The organism is Halomonas sp. LS-001 (genome assembly GCF_052983955.1).
Genome location: NZ_CM129816.1, coordinates 1,868,703 through 1,883,948, shown reverse-complemented (window position 1 = coordinate 1,883,948; position 15,246 = coordinate 1,868,703). Strand labels below are relative to the sequence as shown.

General features: G+C 54.0%; 10 protein-coding genes and 1 tRNA gene. 4 read left to right on the top strand and 7 right to left on the bottom strand.

Features of this window, described 5'->3' with window-relative positions; all coding sequences use genetic code 11:
- Nucleotides 1-77 precede the first annotated feature (77 nt).
- The gene (locus tag ACU6TU_RS08505) at nucleotides 78-710 is read left to right on the top strand and encodes a helix-turn-helix domain-containing protein (protein ID WP_447144121.1); all 633 of its coding nucleotides are present in this window, start codon (nucleotides 78-80) and stop codon (nucleotides 708-710) included.
- 33 nt (nucleotides 711-743) lie between these two features.
- Here ACU6TU_RS08505 and ACU6TU_RS08500 read toward each other — a convergent pair whose 3' ends face one another.
- From ACU6TU_RS08500 to ACU6TU_RS08485, 4 genes are all read right to left on the bottom strand, one after another.
- The gene (locus tag ACU6TU_RS08500) at nucleotides 744-1,043 is read right to left on the bottom strand and encodes a DsrH/TusB family sulfur relay protein (RefSeq protein ID WP_447144120.1); all 300 of its coding nucleotides are present in this window, start codon (nucleotides 1,041-1,043) and stop codon (nucleotides 744-746) included.
- 30 nt (nucleotides 1,044-1,073) lie between these two features.
- Nucleotides 1,074-1,442, bottom strand: a complete 369-nt coding sequence (locus ACU6TU_RS08495) for a DsrE family protein (RefSeq protein WP_447144119.1) — start codon at nucleotides 1,440-1,442, stop codon at nucleotides 1,074-1,076.
- An 8-nt stretch (nucleotides 1,443-1,450) separates the two neighbouring features.
- On the bottom strand, nucleotides 1,451-1,843 hold the full coding sequence (gene tusD, locus ACU6TU_RS08490; RefSeq protein WP_447144118.1) for a sulfurtransferase complex subunit TusD: 393 nt from the start codon (nucleotides 1,841-1,843) through the stop codon (nucleotides 1,451-1,453).
- Nucleotides 1,844-1,929: 86 nt separating this feature from the next.
- Entirely contained in the window at nucleotides 1,930-2,610 is a 681-nt protein-coding gene (locus ACU6TU_RS08485; RefSeq protein WP_447144117.1) for a Bax inhibitor-1/YccA family protein, read from the bottom strand.
- 235 nt (nucleotides 2,611-2,845) lie between these two features.
- On the opposite strand from ACU6TU_RS08485, the gene ACU6TU_RS08480 reads away from it, so the two are divergent.
- From ACU6TU_RS08480 to ACU6TU_RS08470, 3 genes are all read left to right on the top strand, one after another.
- The gene (locus tag ACU6TU_RS08480) at nucleotides 2,846-3,604 is read left to right on the top strand and encodes a dienelactone hydrolase family protein (RefSeq protein WP_447144116.1); all 759 of its coding nucleotides are present in this window, start codon (nucleotides 2,846-2,848) and stop codon (nucleotides 3,602-3,604) included.
- 84 nt (nucleotides 3,605-3,688) lie between these two features.
- Nucleotides 3,689-3,779, top strand: a tRNA-Ser gene (locus ACU6TU_RS08475).
- A gap of 340 nt (nucleotides 3,780-4,119) precedes the next feature.
- Nucleotides 4,120-4,341 carry a hypothetical protein gene (locus tag ACU6TU_RS08470; protein ID WP_447144115.1) on the top strand — a complete coding sequence of 74 codons (222 nt, stop codon included), beginning with the start codon at nucleotides 4,120-4,122 and terminating at the stop codon, nucleotides 4,339-4,341.
- Here the strand turns inward: ACU6TU_RS08470 and ACU6TU_RS08465 are convergent, their stop codons facing one another.
- The 3 genes from ACU6TU_RS08465 to ACU6TU_RS08455 form a co-directional block, all read right to left on the bottom strand.
- Nucleotides 4,342-13,446 carry an LPD38 domain-containing protein gene (locus ACU6TU_RS08465; RefSeq protein ID WP_447144114.1) on the bottom strand — a complete coding sequence of 3,035 codons (9,105 nt, stop codon included), beginning with the start codon at nucleotides 13,444-13,446 and terminating at the stop codon, nucleotides 4,342-4,344.
- A 73-nt stretch (nucleotides 13,447-13,519) separates the two neighbouring features.
- A complete protein-coding gene (locus ACU6TU_RS08460; protein WP_447144113.1) occupies nucleotides 13,520-14,632 on the bottom strand; it encodes a hypothetical protein in 1,113 nt (370 codons plus the stop codon).
- Between the two features lie 10 nt (nucleotides 14,633-14,642).
- Nucleotides 14,643-15,242: a hypothetical protein gene (locus ACU6TU_RS08455; protein WP_447144112.1), complete on the bottom strand. Its 600-nt coding sequence runs from the start codon at nucleotides 15,240-15,242 to the stop codon at nucleotides 14,643-14,645.
- Between the last annotated feature and the right edge of the window lie 4 nt (nucleotides 15,243-15,246).

The window sequence follows — 15,246 nt, the reverse complement described above, 5'->3', positions numbered from 1 at the left end:
CATTGGATCAACATCATTTCACACGTGATATAGTCTTGGCCTAATATATTGAATTTCATGATTTTGGGTGTCGGTCCATGTCAGCAACATCAGAAGAACATGCTGCGTTAAATATTGCTTCCGGTAGTAAACCCTTTGTGGAGCCATTAAGACTTGGCGAACGGCTGAAGCAGATCCGGCTGGCCAATCAATGGACCCTGGAGGAGACAAGTCAGCGAACAGGACTCGCCAGATCAACCCTGTCGAAAATTGAAAATGATCAAATATCCCCGACGTTTACAGCGGTACAGAAACTGATTTCGGGATTAAATATTGATCTTCCCCAACTATTCACGCCCCCCAAACGTGAGCATTACACTCTCGGGCGGCGTGATCTGACGCGAAGGGGAAAAGGCAAGCTGCACCCTACTCCTACGTATGAGCATGAATTACTGGGCCATCAATTAGCACAAAAACGCATGATCCCTTTTAAAACAGTCGTAAGGGCACGGGATTTCAGCGAATTCCAGCAGTGGGTTCGTCATGATGGAGAGGAATTCTTGATGGTGCTGAAGGGTGAAATTTCTTTATATACAGAGTTTTATGCACCATTACATTTAGCTGAAGGTGATAGCATCTATTTTGATAGTGAAATGGGCCACGCTCTGATTTCTGTTGGTGACGAAGATGCCACTGTTCTCTCGGTATGCACTCGAGGAGATAATGATTAATTTATTTAACAAAGTAAGATAACGGTATAAAGTTTAGTGCCATGAAACACTCCTCGGATAGTTAACGGTTAGATCAACCAAGCCATTCATATCAATCACTCGATAGTTAAGCGCCTCATGCGGACCTTCTTCGGATGCTAGCCCTCTCAACATCAGATCTTCACGCAACACGGAGATTCTATCAGGCCCAATCCTCCACCCTTCCCACTGCGTGGTTACAACTGCCGTTACCGCCTCTTCTATCAGAACCAAATGGTCCTGAGGGCCCATTGTACGTAACACCTGTTGGGCTGAGACATGGCCAGGATCACGATTCAAAATGTGCAACAGCATCAATACTCCCCCTGCCGCAAATGACACCGCTTAAAAATTGAGCAAGTGATCCGCTTTGGAAAAACATGCGCGTAACTGAGCATTATCAATTAAATGCACGCCATCTATCAGTTGGTCCTGAGTCAATCCCAACCTGCTTAAATCAGTTTCGGGAACCATTATGTCTTTAATGCCATACATATCCAGGCTCTTTAATAAGGCCAGTTCTTTTGATGACGGTTCAGCGTCGCGGCTCTGCTGGTTCTTTATAAGCCCCATTGCTCCCTGTTCCAGAAAGAGTAGCTGAACTTTTTGGCCAAAAACGGCACCTACCAAGGCAGCATCCAAGCCTTCGGCAAACCAGTGGCCGCTCCATGGCGAGTGACGCAGCACGACCAATAACGTTGGCGTTTCTTCCACGATAACTCCTACGGCGCAAAACTGATAAAACGATCACAGCGTCGCTGCAGATCTATTAGCTGGCCTATCCCAGTCAATTCAAAAGGGGGTGTTACGCTATAACCCTGCCTCCCCTCTTGGGCGGCTGCATTGATATCAATCAAACCGCGACGCTTAGCCGCCGTAACGCACACATCAAACTTTACGTCGTGTTGTTCATGCAGAGTGAGCCACTGTTGATAGATACCCGCATGTTCTGACGAAGCCAGCAATTGCGTCGAAGCATTAAATACGCCGTCATGATGGAAAAACACGGCTTCTAGCTGATGCCCTTGCGCAATCAGGGCATGGGCAAATCGTAAGGCTGATGAGGGTGCCTGGCTATTGAATGGAGCGCCAAGCACTAACAGGGCATATTGCATAGACTCTCGTCCTTAACGACAAGCAGGCACCATCTTTCGATGGTGCCTGCTAAACAACCGGCTTAGATAGCAAACCAGATTATTGATCAGTCACTGCTCATAATTCCTAGCAGAGACAGTAGGCTAACGAACAGGTTGTAAATCGAAACGTATAACGTAATCGTGGCCAGGATGTAATTGGTTTCACCTGCACGATGAATAATTTCGCTAGTCTGATAAAGAATAACCGCGGAAGAGAACAGCACAAAACCTGCTGACACCATCAAAGATAGTGCCGCGATATTGAATACAATGCCTGCCACCATTGCCAGTATCAGTACGATAGCGCCAGCCAACAGGAAATTGCTCAAGAAACTAAAGTCTTTCTTAGAAACCAGAGCCACAGCTGACAAGCCAATAAACGTCAGCCCCGTCATGGCAAACGCATTCATTATCAGCGCAGCACCATTGGGAAGTGCCAGGTACGCAGACAGAATTGGCCCAAGCGTGAAACCCATAAAGCCAGTGAAGGCAAAGGTAGACAGCAGACCAAGTGCGGAATTAGCTGTTTTATGCACCAGGAACATTAACCCGTAGGCGCCAATAAAGAACACAAAAATATTCATGCGTTCGATGCCCATCGCCATCGCTGCACCGGCAGTCAGTGCAGAGAAGATCAGAGTCATTGCTAACAACGCGTAAGTATTACGCAGCACTTTGTTGGTACTGACGCTGTCTTTCTGCCCAGTCGCTACGGACGTGGAGGTACGCGTATCATTGTAAGCCATGTAACTTACTCCATAAGGTTTCAATTACTCACAATTGACAAGGATGCCGTCGTAGAGTTCCCAACGCAAGCTTTGTTGCACAACTCTATTTCCACGCTCTAATGTAACAAAGCGCATGCAGATATTTCACTTACCTTTTACATTGTAGAACGAAGCGTTAACTTTTGCCCTCACGCTGTCTTTCTGGGCTCAAAATAGCATGATTCATCATTGACTAAATAAAAAGGGTGGCTTTATGACCTGCTCCCAACGTATTGCTGGTATAGCATTATTGTTCAGCTCGCTTCCCGCCTTAGCGTTTACGCCTTCCGGGACCAATGTTTCTTATCAACTGGGTGATGAGACCTTTGAGGGCTACTTCGTAGCAGCCAAAGGCAGTGCCAAAGGTTCCGTTTTGATTGTCCATGACTGGGATGGTCTCGACGATTATGAACGCCAACGCGCTGATATGTTAGCCGATCAAGGATACGACAGCTTTGCTCTCGACCTTTATGGTGAAGGTAACCGCCCTCAAGCGCTGGAAGACAAACAAGCCGCTACCCGTGAACTGTATCAGGACAGGGAACGCATGCGATATTTAACCCATGGCGGAATAGAAGCTGCATTAGCGGAAGGAATGGCTGAAAACAACGTTCTGCTTGGTTACTGTTTTGGTGGTTCCGTCGTGCTTGAAATGGCTCGTGCCAATACCCTTGAAAACACGGCAGGTTACGCCAGTTTTCATGGCGGCCTGGAAACGCCTGAAGGCCAGTCATACGAAAATGGCATCTCACCCATTTTCATCGCTCATGGCGGTGGCGACCAAATTGTGAGCTTGGAGTCAGTATCCTCTCTCGCCTCTGCTCTGGAAGAAGCTGATGTTAGCTACGAAGTTGGCATTTACTCAGGGGCTCCACATGCTTTTAGTGTTTTTGGTAGCGATCGCTACGATGAGCAAGCAGACCAGCGTTCCTGGGCAACCTTTACCGACTGGTTGGAGTGGCAGATGAATTAACACCACCCTACACAGAAAAATGCTATTGAAATCAGCCAAGCTCGTTGACTTTCAGGATAATGCTGATAGTATACGCACCAAGTCGGAGGGATGGCAGAGCGGTTGAATGCACCGGTCTTGAAAACCGGCAAGGGTCAATAGCCCTTCCAGGGTTCGAATCCCTGTCCCTCCGCCAGAATGCAAAGGGAATCAGTTACTTAACTGATTCCCTTTTCTGTTTTGTGCGGTCAAAAAACACCAAAAATATTACGAGGGGAACGACTGCCGTTATACAGCTCCCGCCAGACCAGCAAGGGTTGCCCCCTCCTCGCCTAAATTTGCAAACTTTCTTCACAATCTGAATCAAAAAAGCCACCCGAAGGTGGCTAATCATCTAGCAGCGCTTGCGGCATGCCAATGGCGACGTTTAAGGCGTTGCTAATATCAAAATAGATGAAATCAGAAGCCTTGTATGTAAGTTATTTCTTACATTAGCGTATTATATATCCCTCAATTAACGCATTAAGGATGGGTCTATGACGCTTGAAGAGATTCTTGGGCTTGCCTTCATCCTGCCGTTGCTGGGAATACTCGTCATGACCGCCATGCCAAGAAACTGGCAAAACGTGCAGGGCTGGCTGATCGTCAGTTACCTCGGGCTGCCTGGCAGCCTGATCATTATTGCCCTGCTTGTTAATATGCCAGCCTTATTGTTTGGCTTGTTGTTTCTGCTTGGGGTTTTCGCTGCAGGCAAGTAATTAGCCTGCCACCCTTGCCTCTAGCACCCTTTCCCCCAGCGCTCGTTGAATCTGGTTCTTGATCGCTTGCAGCCGCTCAATGCGTTGGCGTTTCAGTTCACCGCTCATGCTGGATTTTCGCACCAGATCAATACGCTTGTTAATGGTGCTGAGTCGGCGTTGCGCCCTGTTAAGCGGTGTACGCAAGGCAAGTAATGCCTGCTTGTCGCGGGTCAGCTCCATGGCGTCAGCAAGCCTACCCATTTCTCGTAATTCCTTCACGTCAGCCTGCGCCCGGCTAGCTTCGCGCAGCCCTTCATAAAAGAGGGTACCGTATTTTGTGTAGCCGCCTTCACCACTCAAGTCGCGGTAAAAGCGTCTGACCGGCTGGTATTCATGCCAGCGCCGTTCGGGAGCTTCAACCCCCGTCGCAAGCCGCCAGGCTATATCGCCTGAACCTGCCACCCAGGTACCTACCTGCCCGAAGTAACCGCCAATCAAATGATCGACTTGCACAGGTGACAAAGCCAATGGGTTCTTATCAGGGTGACCAATGGCGCCCAATGTCTTATTCAATCCTGCGCTTATCCATTCGCCTGCTTTTGAGGTGTTATGCCGACGTCGCAGTTCGGGGGAAAGTCGATCCATGCCCATGCTTTCAATAGGCCGTCCGGTAAAGGCGTCATAGTTAGCGTAAATATCCAGCGCAGGCTGCACCGCCTGGGGCACCGGCGAAAAGCTGAAGGTGTCCGTCATCATGTGCATTAAGCGCTGGGCGAACACCTTGCCAGTAGCTTTGTCGTCAACGAACTGCTGGGTAACCCGCTCGGCCAACGTCGCAATGGCACCCACTTCAAACGGTTTAGGAATAAACATCGCATTTTCCCCTACACGGAAGAACCAATACGTATCTTTTTGCCAGTCTTCCAGCTTGTCGTACTCCTCGTCATCATGGTTATGCAGGTATAGCGCAATGGTGGCCATGGTCAGCGCACCGGTCACTGCCCAGAAACGGCCAGCCGCTTGTTTATCGGTCACATTGGCTCTATTGCCACCAAACAGCTCACGCAACACGGATGCGCCAGGCTTTATACCACTGCGGTAAATCTTGTCCAGGCCCTGAATACGCGCATTCAGAAATGGCACGATATCAATCAGTATGCGAACCGCTGGCCATGCCCCATGAGCGCTGAAATCAATCAGGTCGCGTGACTCAAAGGCAGCGCGAAGCTCACCACCTTCACGATTCTGGGTATATATCGCCGCACGGTTAACGTTCTCCGCTGCATTGTTAATGTCGTTCCAGCCACTCCACGCCTTTGCTAGTACCTTGGGCACCATGTGAGGCCCATCAACAAGATCAGCCCCGCGCATATTACGAGTAAGCTGGGCGCGAAGCTCGTCAGGGTTGGTGCCGTACAGGTGGCCGAAGTTAAAGGCGGCTCCGCTCGCCATCATCTGTGCGCGAATACGTTGATCTTTCCAGCTTCGTCCACCCTCCACGACGTTTTTGAAAACGTTTTTGCTTACGTCGTTGGTGGCCGTCGCCTGCAGCGAATCCCGGATCAGGTTGGCAATTATGAATTGTGGCGTTGTCGTCGTCATATTGGTAAACACACGCTTAAAGCCACGCATTACCTTCATAGCCGTGCTGTTCATGCCGGGGTGTGCTAAAGCAGTCAGCGCCTGGAACACCAGCGGGTCATCAATCTCATAAAACACCTTCTTACCGTTCTCCATCACAAAAGTGCTTTTCTTGGTATCGCGGTTGCTTTCCGGTACGCGCTCGGCCATGCCAAGCTGTTTAGCGTTCTCTACCGCCTGAACCGCTGCCTGGTTCTTCAGGCTTGCATCCAGTAGGTGGTGGAAGTTCATCATGGTGTTTTGTAGCAAGTCGTTCAGGTTCTGGGTGCCCCCTTTCAGGCGTTTGTATGCCTGCTGTCGTGAAAGCCCCGCCGTGCCAAGCTGTCCGCTGGGCGCGCCTTTATCCTCGCTCAAACGGTAGAACGGCACATAGAAATCATCACGCCACAGGTCGCGCTGTTCGCCGGAAATAATGCCGCTCTGTTCAGCAACCGCCAGCACGTCATCCCGGTATTGCTGAAACTCATTGAAAACCTCCTGATATACCTGTTCGCGGCGGCGACCATCTTCCATCTGGCCACGGTTCCAGCGTTTCATGGCACCGACATTTTCCGCATCAAACAGGTTTTCACGGCCTTCTTCTGCCAGTTTGGCGGCACGGTTACCCGCTATCCATCCCATGAAACGCTCAATTTCGGCGGCGCTCCCCAGGCGGCCAAGCACTTCACCCAGCCCCTTGGCGTCCCCGTCCTGCAGGTTAATCACCTTCTCCTGTGCATCCAGCTTGATACGCCCGTTGTGCAGCAAGGCATGTAGAGCGCCGTTGGCAGCGTTACTCATGCGAGCCAGCACCCAGCTGGAGCGCTGAATATTCTCACCCAGGGTAGACTCCCCATAGATGGCTTCATCCATTTCTTTCAGTGCCGCGAAACGATCGACCATGCCCTGGCGAATTTTGGTACCGGCCCGGTCAGCATGCTCCTTGAACCACTGCATCGCTTGTTGAGGCGGTGTGCGGCTACCAATCTTGGCGGCCGCCGCTCGGTCAGCATCGGTAAAGTCACTGAACTGGTTTTCAAAGGCGCTACGATGATTGCCGCGAAGGCTGTAGCGGATATCAGCATCAAGATTGCCAATATCATCAGGGGTGAGTAAACTTGAATATGGGCCTTGAGAGACTCCCTCCCCCGGCAATTGTAGCCGTATGGACTGGAGCCACTCAGGGCTTTTTTGTGTCTGCAAATAACGCACCCTGCCTTCAACGAATTCGCGTTCAATAAAGGCTTGTGGATTATGGCGACCATAAGCACTGGCGACACGATTTACCTCTAATCGAGCTTCGCGCTTATTCAAGTGCAGCGGCACCAATACTGGTCGCCCCTGTTGGTCTACTCCCTGCACCATCACGACAAGTGCTGATTCCTGCGTGGCAGAGTCCATTACCATTATCGGATCATGCAACAACTCGGGCAGCTGCTTAACGACTTCCATAGAAACGCTATGCTTACCCTGAGTTGCCTTATAAATAACACCGCTATCAACAGACAATGGCAAGTCTGGCGCACCCAGTGCCGCCAAAACTGGCGGTGTGCGTCCCAGTGAAAAACGTTTGCGTGGCATCCGCTCTCTAATAACCTGCCTGGAAAGCTCAGAACGATACGCCTCTGCCTCCTGCTTGATCGGCGTAAACAGCGTGTTCTCGCCGCTTCGTTGGCTATAGCGTGCCATGGTGGTAGCTGCTTTCTCAGCTACCCGACGATCCTGCTCACGACGCAAATACTCCCGGCTTTGCTCACCCATGGCCAGCACATCGGTATAGGTCCAACCAACCGATGGAAACAGTCGGCGCAATGCATCACGAATCTTGGCAACAGCCCGCTGCCAAGCCTTGGGTCGGTGGCCTTTCTCCAGCAGGTGCGCCACCATTTCCTCGCCAATGGTAATACGGTCTTCGCGTTTTTGTGGGTCAAGGAAGGGGTAGTTATCCAACACTTCTTTGAGTGCGGCACGGCCTTCCTTGCTATTCGGTAAACTGCGGTATAGGGCCAGCATGGTGGTATCCAGGCTGTCGCCCAGCACACCACGAATACCCTTATGGCCCACGGCTTCATGCACAGCGGTGCGAATACCCTCCTGCACACTGTCCACGTTATTGGCCACCACATACAGCTTGTCCCTCGCATACAAGCCACGCACATCACCGGGGCTCACACCATCAAGGGCCATTCTCAACTGTACCTCGGGGGGTAAATCACGAGTGGACTGCACCACCGCCACATCGCCTAACTCCCTGACACCCTCTAAAGCCTGCTTGATATCCTCAGCTCGTGGCGCTGGCCGAGTGCTTTCAGACCCCACATTGGCTGAATATAGCTGCACACCCCGCTCTGTTTCCCGGTGTTCCAGCGTTCCTAGCAAGCGGTCAAAAGCCGGGCGAATAACGTCCATTTCCTGATCGGTGGGATAAGGGGATTCCTCACCCAGCACGATATTCACCAGGTAGTCGTTACGAACCCCTTGCTCATCAAGGCGCTCGCGGGTATAGCGCTCGAAGGAACGCGCCGCCAGTTCAACCGGTGTGCCGTAATAAGGCTTGGAACGCGCCTCATCGAAACCGTCAGAGCGCTTTTTGAATCCGCTGTCTTTCAGTGCGGCACGCATTTCCCGCCAGCGCTCGGCCAACTCTGCGCGTGCAGGGCCTTCGCTGGTCAGGTCGGTCTGAAACTTCTGGGTTCCCTGGCCATGCGGGATGAAGTTGTCCAGGGCATGAAACCATTCATGGGCAAGGCTGCCAGCACCGCTTTTCTTGGTAAGGTTGATCACCACCTGGCCGGGTTCGTAGTGAGCGGCAGCAGGTCGCTTGCCGCCTCTGCCGCGCGCGCCGAACGCCAGCCCAAGGGTGCCATCCAGTGACATCGCCTTAGGCGGCACGCCCAACGACATGGCCAAGTCCATCAGTGCATCATAGGCACGGTTCAAATCATCCTGGCGGCGTTTGTCTTCCACGTAGTTGCCAAACTGTACGCCACGAAATCCAAACGCTGCCTGAAAATCATCAGGGGAAATATCCCCTTCTCTTTGATCCATGCCCTCACGCGGCGCGTTGGTTTCGCCGCGCATCCTGGGGCCTGCACGCAAGGCATCAATCTGCTGCTGAATAGCGTCCTGATTTTCATCGATATAAGTGGATGCCTCCGCTACCGACTCAAAACCACCTTTCAAACGAATCACGCGGCTTGATGCTTTGAAGGCAATAAAGCGGTCACCTGTCCGGGTGTTTCGGTAAACGTTGACCTTGGTGTATTTGCTTTTCGGCTTGCTACCGTCGTCTTCAACCGCACGGGTAATGGTGTTGGCGGCTTTCTCACGCAACTGTTCAAAGTCGGTTGCCCATATCCCTGTGCGTCGCCCACGTTCGTCACGCAGTTCATAAACAGTGGTGTTGAGGTCAAACTTTTCACCGTTGTAAAGGCTAAAGCCGGATTTTGCTTCTACCTTCCACTTGGCGGCTTTGGTTAACAGGCTGGGCTTGATCGGCGCGATAAGCTCTGCGGTTCGCAAAGTGCCTTCCAGCTGGCGGTATTCCTTGGCGCTCACCTTCTCAAGCATTGCATCAAACGAACGGCTGCCATCCAGCAGCTGCTCAGCAAGTGATTGGGCGCTTTGTAACGCCGACACCCACTGGCGCAGCTTGTACGCATTGCGCGGCTTGGCGGGAATACTCTGTCGAAGCACAGCCACCATGGCGGCGGAACGCGGGTCCACGCCTTCTTCTATCAGCTTGGTATAGTTGGGAGCCGGGAAGGCTTCGCTTAGCGTTGAGGTGTTATCTGCCTTTTCTTTCAGGCCATCCAGCACCTTATTCACCTGGTCTTTACGGGCACCCTCAATCTTCTCACCGAAGTCCTGAATAGGCTGCTTGGCGGATTGCTCGCCGCCTTCGGCTTGATCTATATTTGTACTGGGTTCCGCTCCCACGGTGGAACGGGTGGGTGTAGGTCCATCGTGCGTAGCACCGAGATTGCCGTATCCCTTTCCGGTGTCACCGGAACCCATTTTACTGGCTTGCTCGCCGTCCTTACCTTTGGTGCTGTCTTCAATCTGTACAGCATAACCACCCTCCACCGGTACCGCTTTTACACGTCGACCTTCTTTCTTGGCATCGCGGGCGTACTTGCTCGCCATTGCGCTGCGCTCGGATCCAAAGGCATCACCATTGGCGCGGCGCTGAATGACTGGTTCTAGCGCTGGTTCTGTCTGAGCTGGCCCAGCTTGAGCACTCTCCAAGGCGTCATCAGCGTCAAGCTGTGCCGCATCCGGCGTGCTGATAGCTGGTTGGCTTTCTGCATCATTCTGCACGCTTTCTACATTCTTCATCGGTGCAGTATCAGGCTGCACCCCAAGCAAGTCATTCTGCCCGCGTGACGCCGCTATATCGGTGGTGCTGTTGCTGCCGCTCAGGTTAAAGTCGTCAACCTCGGCGTCTGCCTGGGCGCGCTGTTCCTGCTCGCGCATGCTGGTTTGCTCGGCGGCGTCAGCCTCTTGCTGCTGAAGGTCGCGCTCGGCAAGGTCTTGCTCGGTATAGGTGTTGAGTAGCGGCTCGCTGTCTACTGCTGGGGCTTCTCCGGTAAGCGCAGCCCCTTGGGTAGATTCATCTTGTGGCCTTCCGGTAGCGCCTGATTGGCTTCGTGGAACGCCTGCTGAAACATCGGTTTCAGGCGGGCGTTGTCCTTGCACTTGATCTTGACCCTGTTCTGCGGCTTGCCCTTGGAATCCTGCATTGAATACATCCTCGTTGGTGGTCGTGTCTTCAAACAGCGCGCCGTTGTTTTCGTTTTCTGCTCGTGTGCGAATATTACGCGCCACTTTGGTTAAGGCATCAGTCATTCCCTGACGGCTGCGCATGCTGTTATTAAGCCCCAGCGCAAGCTCAGCGGTTGATTCCGGTACCGGATCGCTGAAGGCATCCTGCTGACGAACCAATTCACGCACACTCATGTCATCACGACGAGATTGACGCACCAAACGCACCGCATCGGCAATCGTATCGATGGCATCAAGTGCGTCTCGGCTGCCGGTTTCTCGCGCTGCCGCCAGGTCAGCGGCGGCAGCCTGCAGGCCAGCCGTCAGGTTGCGCATATTGTCAGACTGCTCGGTGGTCATTTCCACCATATCCGGATCCTGATACGCGGCGGCAAAGATGGCACGCTGCATACGCTGGCCAAGCTCCGGCGTGGCCTGGCCATCACGGGTGGTGTAGCGGCTGGCTTCGTTATTGCCAAGGCTGCGCACAAAGTTGCGCTGGAAGTTGCGATTGCTGGCGGCCAGTGGGTCGCCGCTTTCGTCCGGTGCCCATGCTTGAATGTCCTGCGCAGTCAGGCTATCCGCGTCGGCCTGCGCCTGCTCATAGGCAGTCATACCGGCCACGCTGCTTTCATTGGCACGACGGGCAAAGTCGGCCCGGTCTACATTGGTCGTGCGCTCACGAACCAGTACCGGCTGCTGCATGTTATCAACGGCGGAAGGATCGATACCCTGGCGCTCGGCTTCGGCGCGTATGTATTCACGGTAGCGCTGTGACTGCGGGCTGTTCTGGTTGTACGCCGCACTGATCGCCATGGTGCGGCCATTACCAGATTCCACCACACCATCGTTGCCGATAATGGGGGCACCGGTGCTGGCATCCGTGCTTGACCCCAAACGCTCAGGGTTCAAGCGGCTGGCGATGTTGCGTACCTGCACCTGGCTGTTAGCGTTGGTACGGTCTCGCGGCTGAAGCTCCTGCGGGTAACGGGGGTTGACGCGGCCATCCGGCGTGTTGGAAGGCGTTAGCGCACTGGCTTCCATGACACGAAAGCGGGTCTTGATGGGGGTATTGTCTGGCAGGTACGTGGTTTCGCTCTTGCCACGCGAACGTGCAGCCTGTGCGGCGCGCTCTGCCTGTGCTTGCTGTTGGGCACGCTGGCTATCTACAGCGGAGCGGGCACCCGTATCAGTAAAGCGGGCGCGGTCAAAGGGTTGATCCAGGCCGGTGTTGGCATTGCCAGCCGTTGGGCCTTCCCCGTAGATAGTGCCGTAATGAGGTAATAGCGGTGTTTCGGGTTCGCGTTGCTGTGGTTCCTGTTTTGATGCTTCTTGCCGCTGTCGGCCCGCTAGGTACTGAACCTCGCTATCAAGTTCCTGCAAACCGCTCTCGGCCAGGTTTAATAAGTTACCGGCTTCTTGATAGCGTTGTTGCTCAAAGGCACGGTCAGCACGTCGCACTTTATCGCGCACGCTGTTTAGCTTGGTACGGCTCATGCCCTGCAAGTCGCCTTGGCGGCTTTCCAGAACATCAAGCACGCCCATTGAGCGATTAAGCCGCTGATAGAGGTCAGTGCTGAGTTGCGACCCCTGCTCTTGCTGACGCTGCCGATTGGATGCCTGCTGTTCGCTTTCGGCTTCCTGTTCTGCCTGCTGCGCGGCTTGCGCCTGACCAAGTGAGTCTTCACCTGCAGCAGCGGCCTGTTCACGGGCTTCGGCAGTGCGGGCGGCAGTATTCTGCTCAATGCTGGCCTGCGTCTGGCGAGCCTGGCGGCGTTCAGCCAGTCCGACAGGTGCGCCGATAATCCCGCCCATCAAGCCACCGGCAGCGGCCTCATCCGCCAACTGCTTGAGATTGACTTCACCCAGGTTAGCCAATAGGGTCTCGCCGTTATTTTCCACCCAGTAGCTCGCGTGCTGGTGGATCAAACCCTGCAAACCTTCGGTGGTAGCTTCAGACAGCATATTAGTCAGACTTCCCCTGGCAGCACTTCGCATGCCGCTCCGCTCTGCCTGAGCACGTAGATCACGCAGAGCGCGGGAAGAAATCTCGTCAGCTGCTTTATCGGCAAGGTCGCCTTTACCCATGCTGCGTAGCATTCTTAAAGGTGTCAGGGTATCAAGGGAACCAGCAACAACGCCGTGAGCGAGAGAAACATCAAGATCGCCGGTTTCCCCCATAAGGGCACCGGTCTCCATGCCAGTAGAGGCTGTGGCAGCACCCAGAACCTGACCTGCCTTAATGGCGGCCTGCTTGGCTACCGTGCCAGCAACCGCTCCAGCCGCCACGCCACCCACACCACCACCAGCGGCTGACGTCGCCAACATCGGCAACATGTTGCCAGCGGTAAATTTAGCCCACTGCCAGGCCTCGCCAGCATCACGAATATCAGTGAATCCGTAGCCCAGGCTGTTCTCACCGGCTTCATCCATGTTGCGCTGGTAGACATCTCGGCCTGTATTGAGCAAGCTTTCAGACTCAAGGGCTTCACCTGCAGCCATAACCAGACCGCCACCCATGGCCTGAACCTGATCGATACCCGCGCTCAAGCCTGCCATAAAGCCAGGCTCTTCATCCGGCTGCGACTGCCCGGCAGGTTGACCAAACACCTGGGCTTCAAATTCTGTTGGCTGCAGGTTCGCGAACTCTGGCCGCTGGCGTAAGCGGTCGGCAATTTGGCGGTCGGTAAAGCGGTTCAGGTTGGGGTTGCGTTGACGTAGGTCATCAATAAAGGACATAAAGCGTTGTCTCCCGACAAGGCGAAAAAGAGTGGCGATATACGAGGCTCATTATACCGCAGCGGATAATGCTTTAAGGTAGGTTGACTGGCACACCGAGGTTTTTCAGCTCAATCAGCCGCTCGGCAATCCAGCGTTTTTGGTCAGCAGATATATTAGGGTTGTTATCAAGGGCGATAAGGTTATTGGCAGCTGACTGTGCTTCGTTCAGGGTTTCCTGACTAATACCACCACCACGCCCGGCAGCTTCGTTAATTCCCGCCATTAGCCCACCAGGCGTAGCGCCGCCTACCTTTTCACGCTCAACCTTGCCAATAACGCGGTCGGCTTCCTTCCGTGCCTGCGTAGCTTCTCTACGTGACTTTGCCGCCTCTGCATCATTGCTACGATTTTCCAGTTCTCTGTTAACAAGGCCTGGGATCGTTCCACCGCCTTCTTCTTCCATCGTGTTATCTGCGCCGCTGGGCGTTACCCCACCAACGCCCAAGGCAGCATCAAGTTCTGCATCTACATCGCCAGCATCCATGCCCGTAATGTGCTGTTGCATCAAGGTGGGCAACTCTTTCAAACGGCGCTGCTCGCTCGGGTCTAATGCTTCGACCCCCATGGTTTCGGCCCGCTTGGAAAGGGCGCTATATTCATTCTCAAACGCATTCATCAGCGCTTTATCGCGGTCGCCCCATTCGTTAGTGGCACCAACTCCCTCCGGCAAATTGGCCGCCCGGCTCTGGTTGGTCACCGGGTCATACTGGATATAGCCACCATTGCCATCAGGCATCAGTTGCCACTTTGGTTGCTGGCGGCGGCTCGCCGCACGGCTGGCAGCGCTGCGGGCGTTCTGCTGGCTTTGGCGGTAGCGTTCCATAGCCATCTGTCGCTCATACTGCGTATCGTCCCGCTTCAGGGTGAAGTTTGCCTGAAAGTCCCGATCCTCAACCTGATCAGTGCGCTGCATCTGGTAATCTTCCAGCGAATGCTCGCGCTGCTTGTCGTAATCCTCCAGCTGCCACTCCCGATCCTCACTGCGAATCATATCCTGACGCTGATTCTGGCGTTTCTCACGCGCCATCTCATACTGGCGCAGTCGTTTTTCCTTCTCTTCCTCGGCGGTGACCTGCATCAGAAAGTCACCTGTCTGCGACAGGCCAGCCCCCAGGCCAGCCATGGCACCTGTCAGTAATCCCATGGTTCACCTCTTAGTCGGGTTGGCCCTGCGGCGGCATATTGCCAGACGGCGCCTGTGGTGCAGGTTGGGCGCCTTGCGGCATCGGCTGCTCGCCGTCTTTCACCATCTGGTTGAACTGGTCAGGCGGTATCGCATCCATTGCCTGTTGCAGTTGGCGGGTATCGTGACCCATCTCCCCAACGAACCGTAGGATCATCTGTTTCATCGCCTCCGCAAGTTCGGCCGGGGCAATCTCGATGCCGCTGGCAAGGGCAATATCGCCCACTTCGGTCAAGCTGTTAGAGGCCAGCAGAATCATCAGCTCGTCAGGCACCTGGCCGTCAGTGCGCTCATCGACCATGCTGGTGATTTCATAGGCGATATTGGCCATCGCCTCCACCGGGTTGTCACTGTTCATCAACTGCTGGTGAATCTTGTCAGCTGCCCCCTGTTTATACAGGGCGTCATAGGTCAGCTGCAGCGCCATCTGAAACGCCGGGTCATCTTCGTTCAGGTCGGCATCGTCGTCTTCGGGCGGCATACCCTGCTCTGGTGGCATGCCCTGCCCGGGCTGTGCTTCTGGTGGAAGCGCCTGTTCATCCTGCATGCCTTGTTCAATCAATCCTGCCATGGTC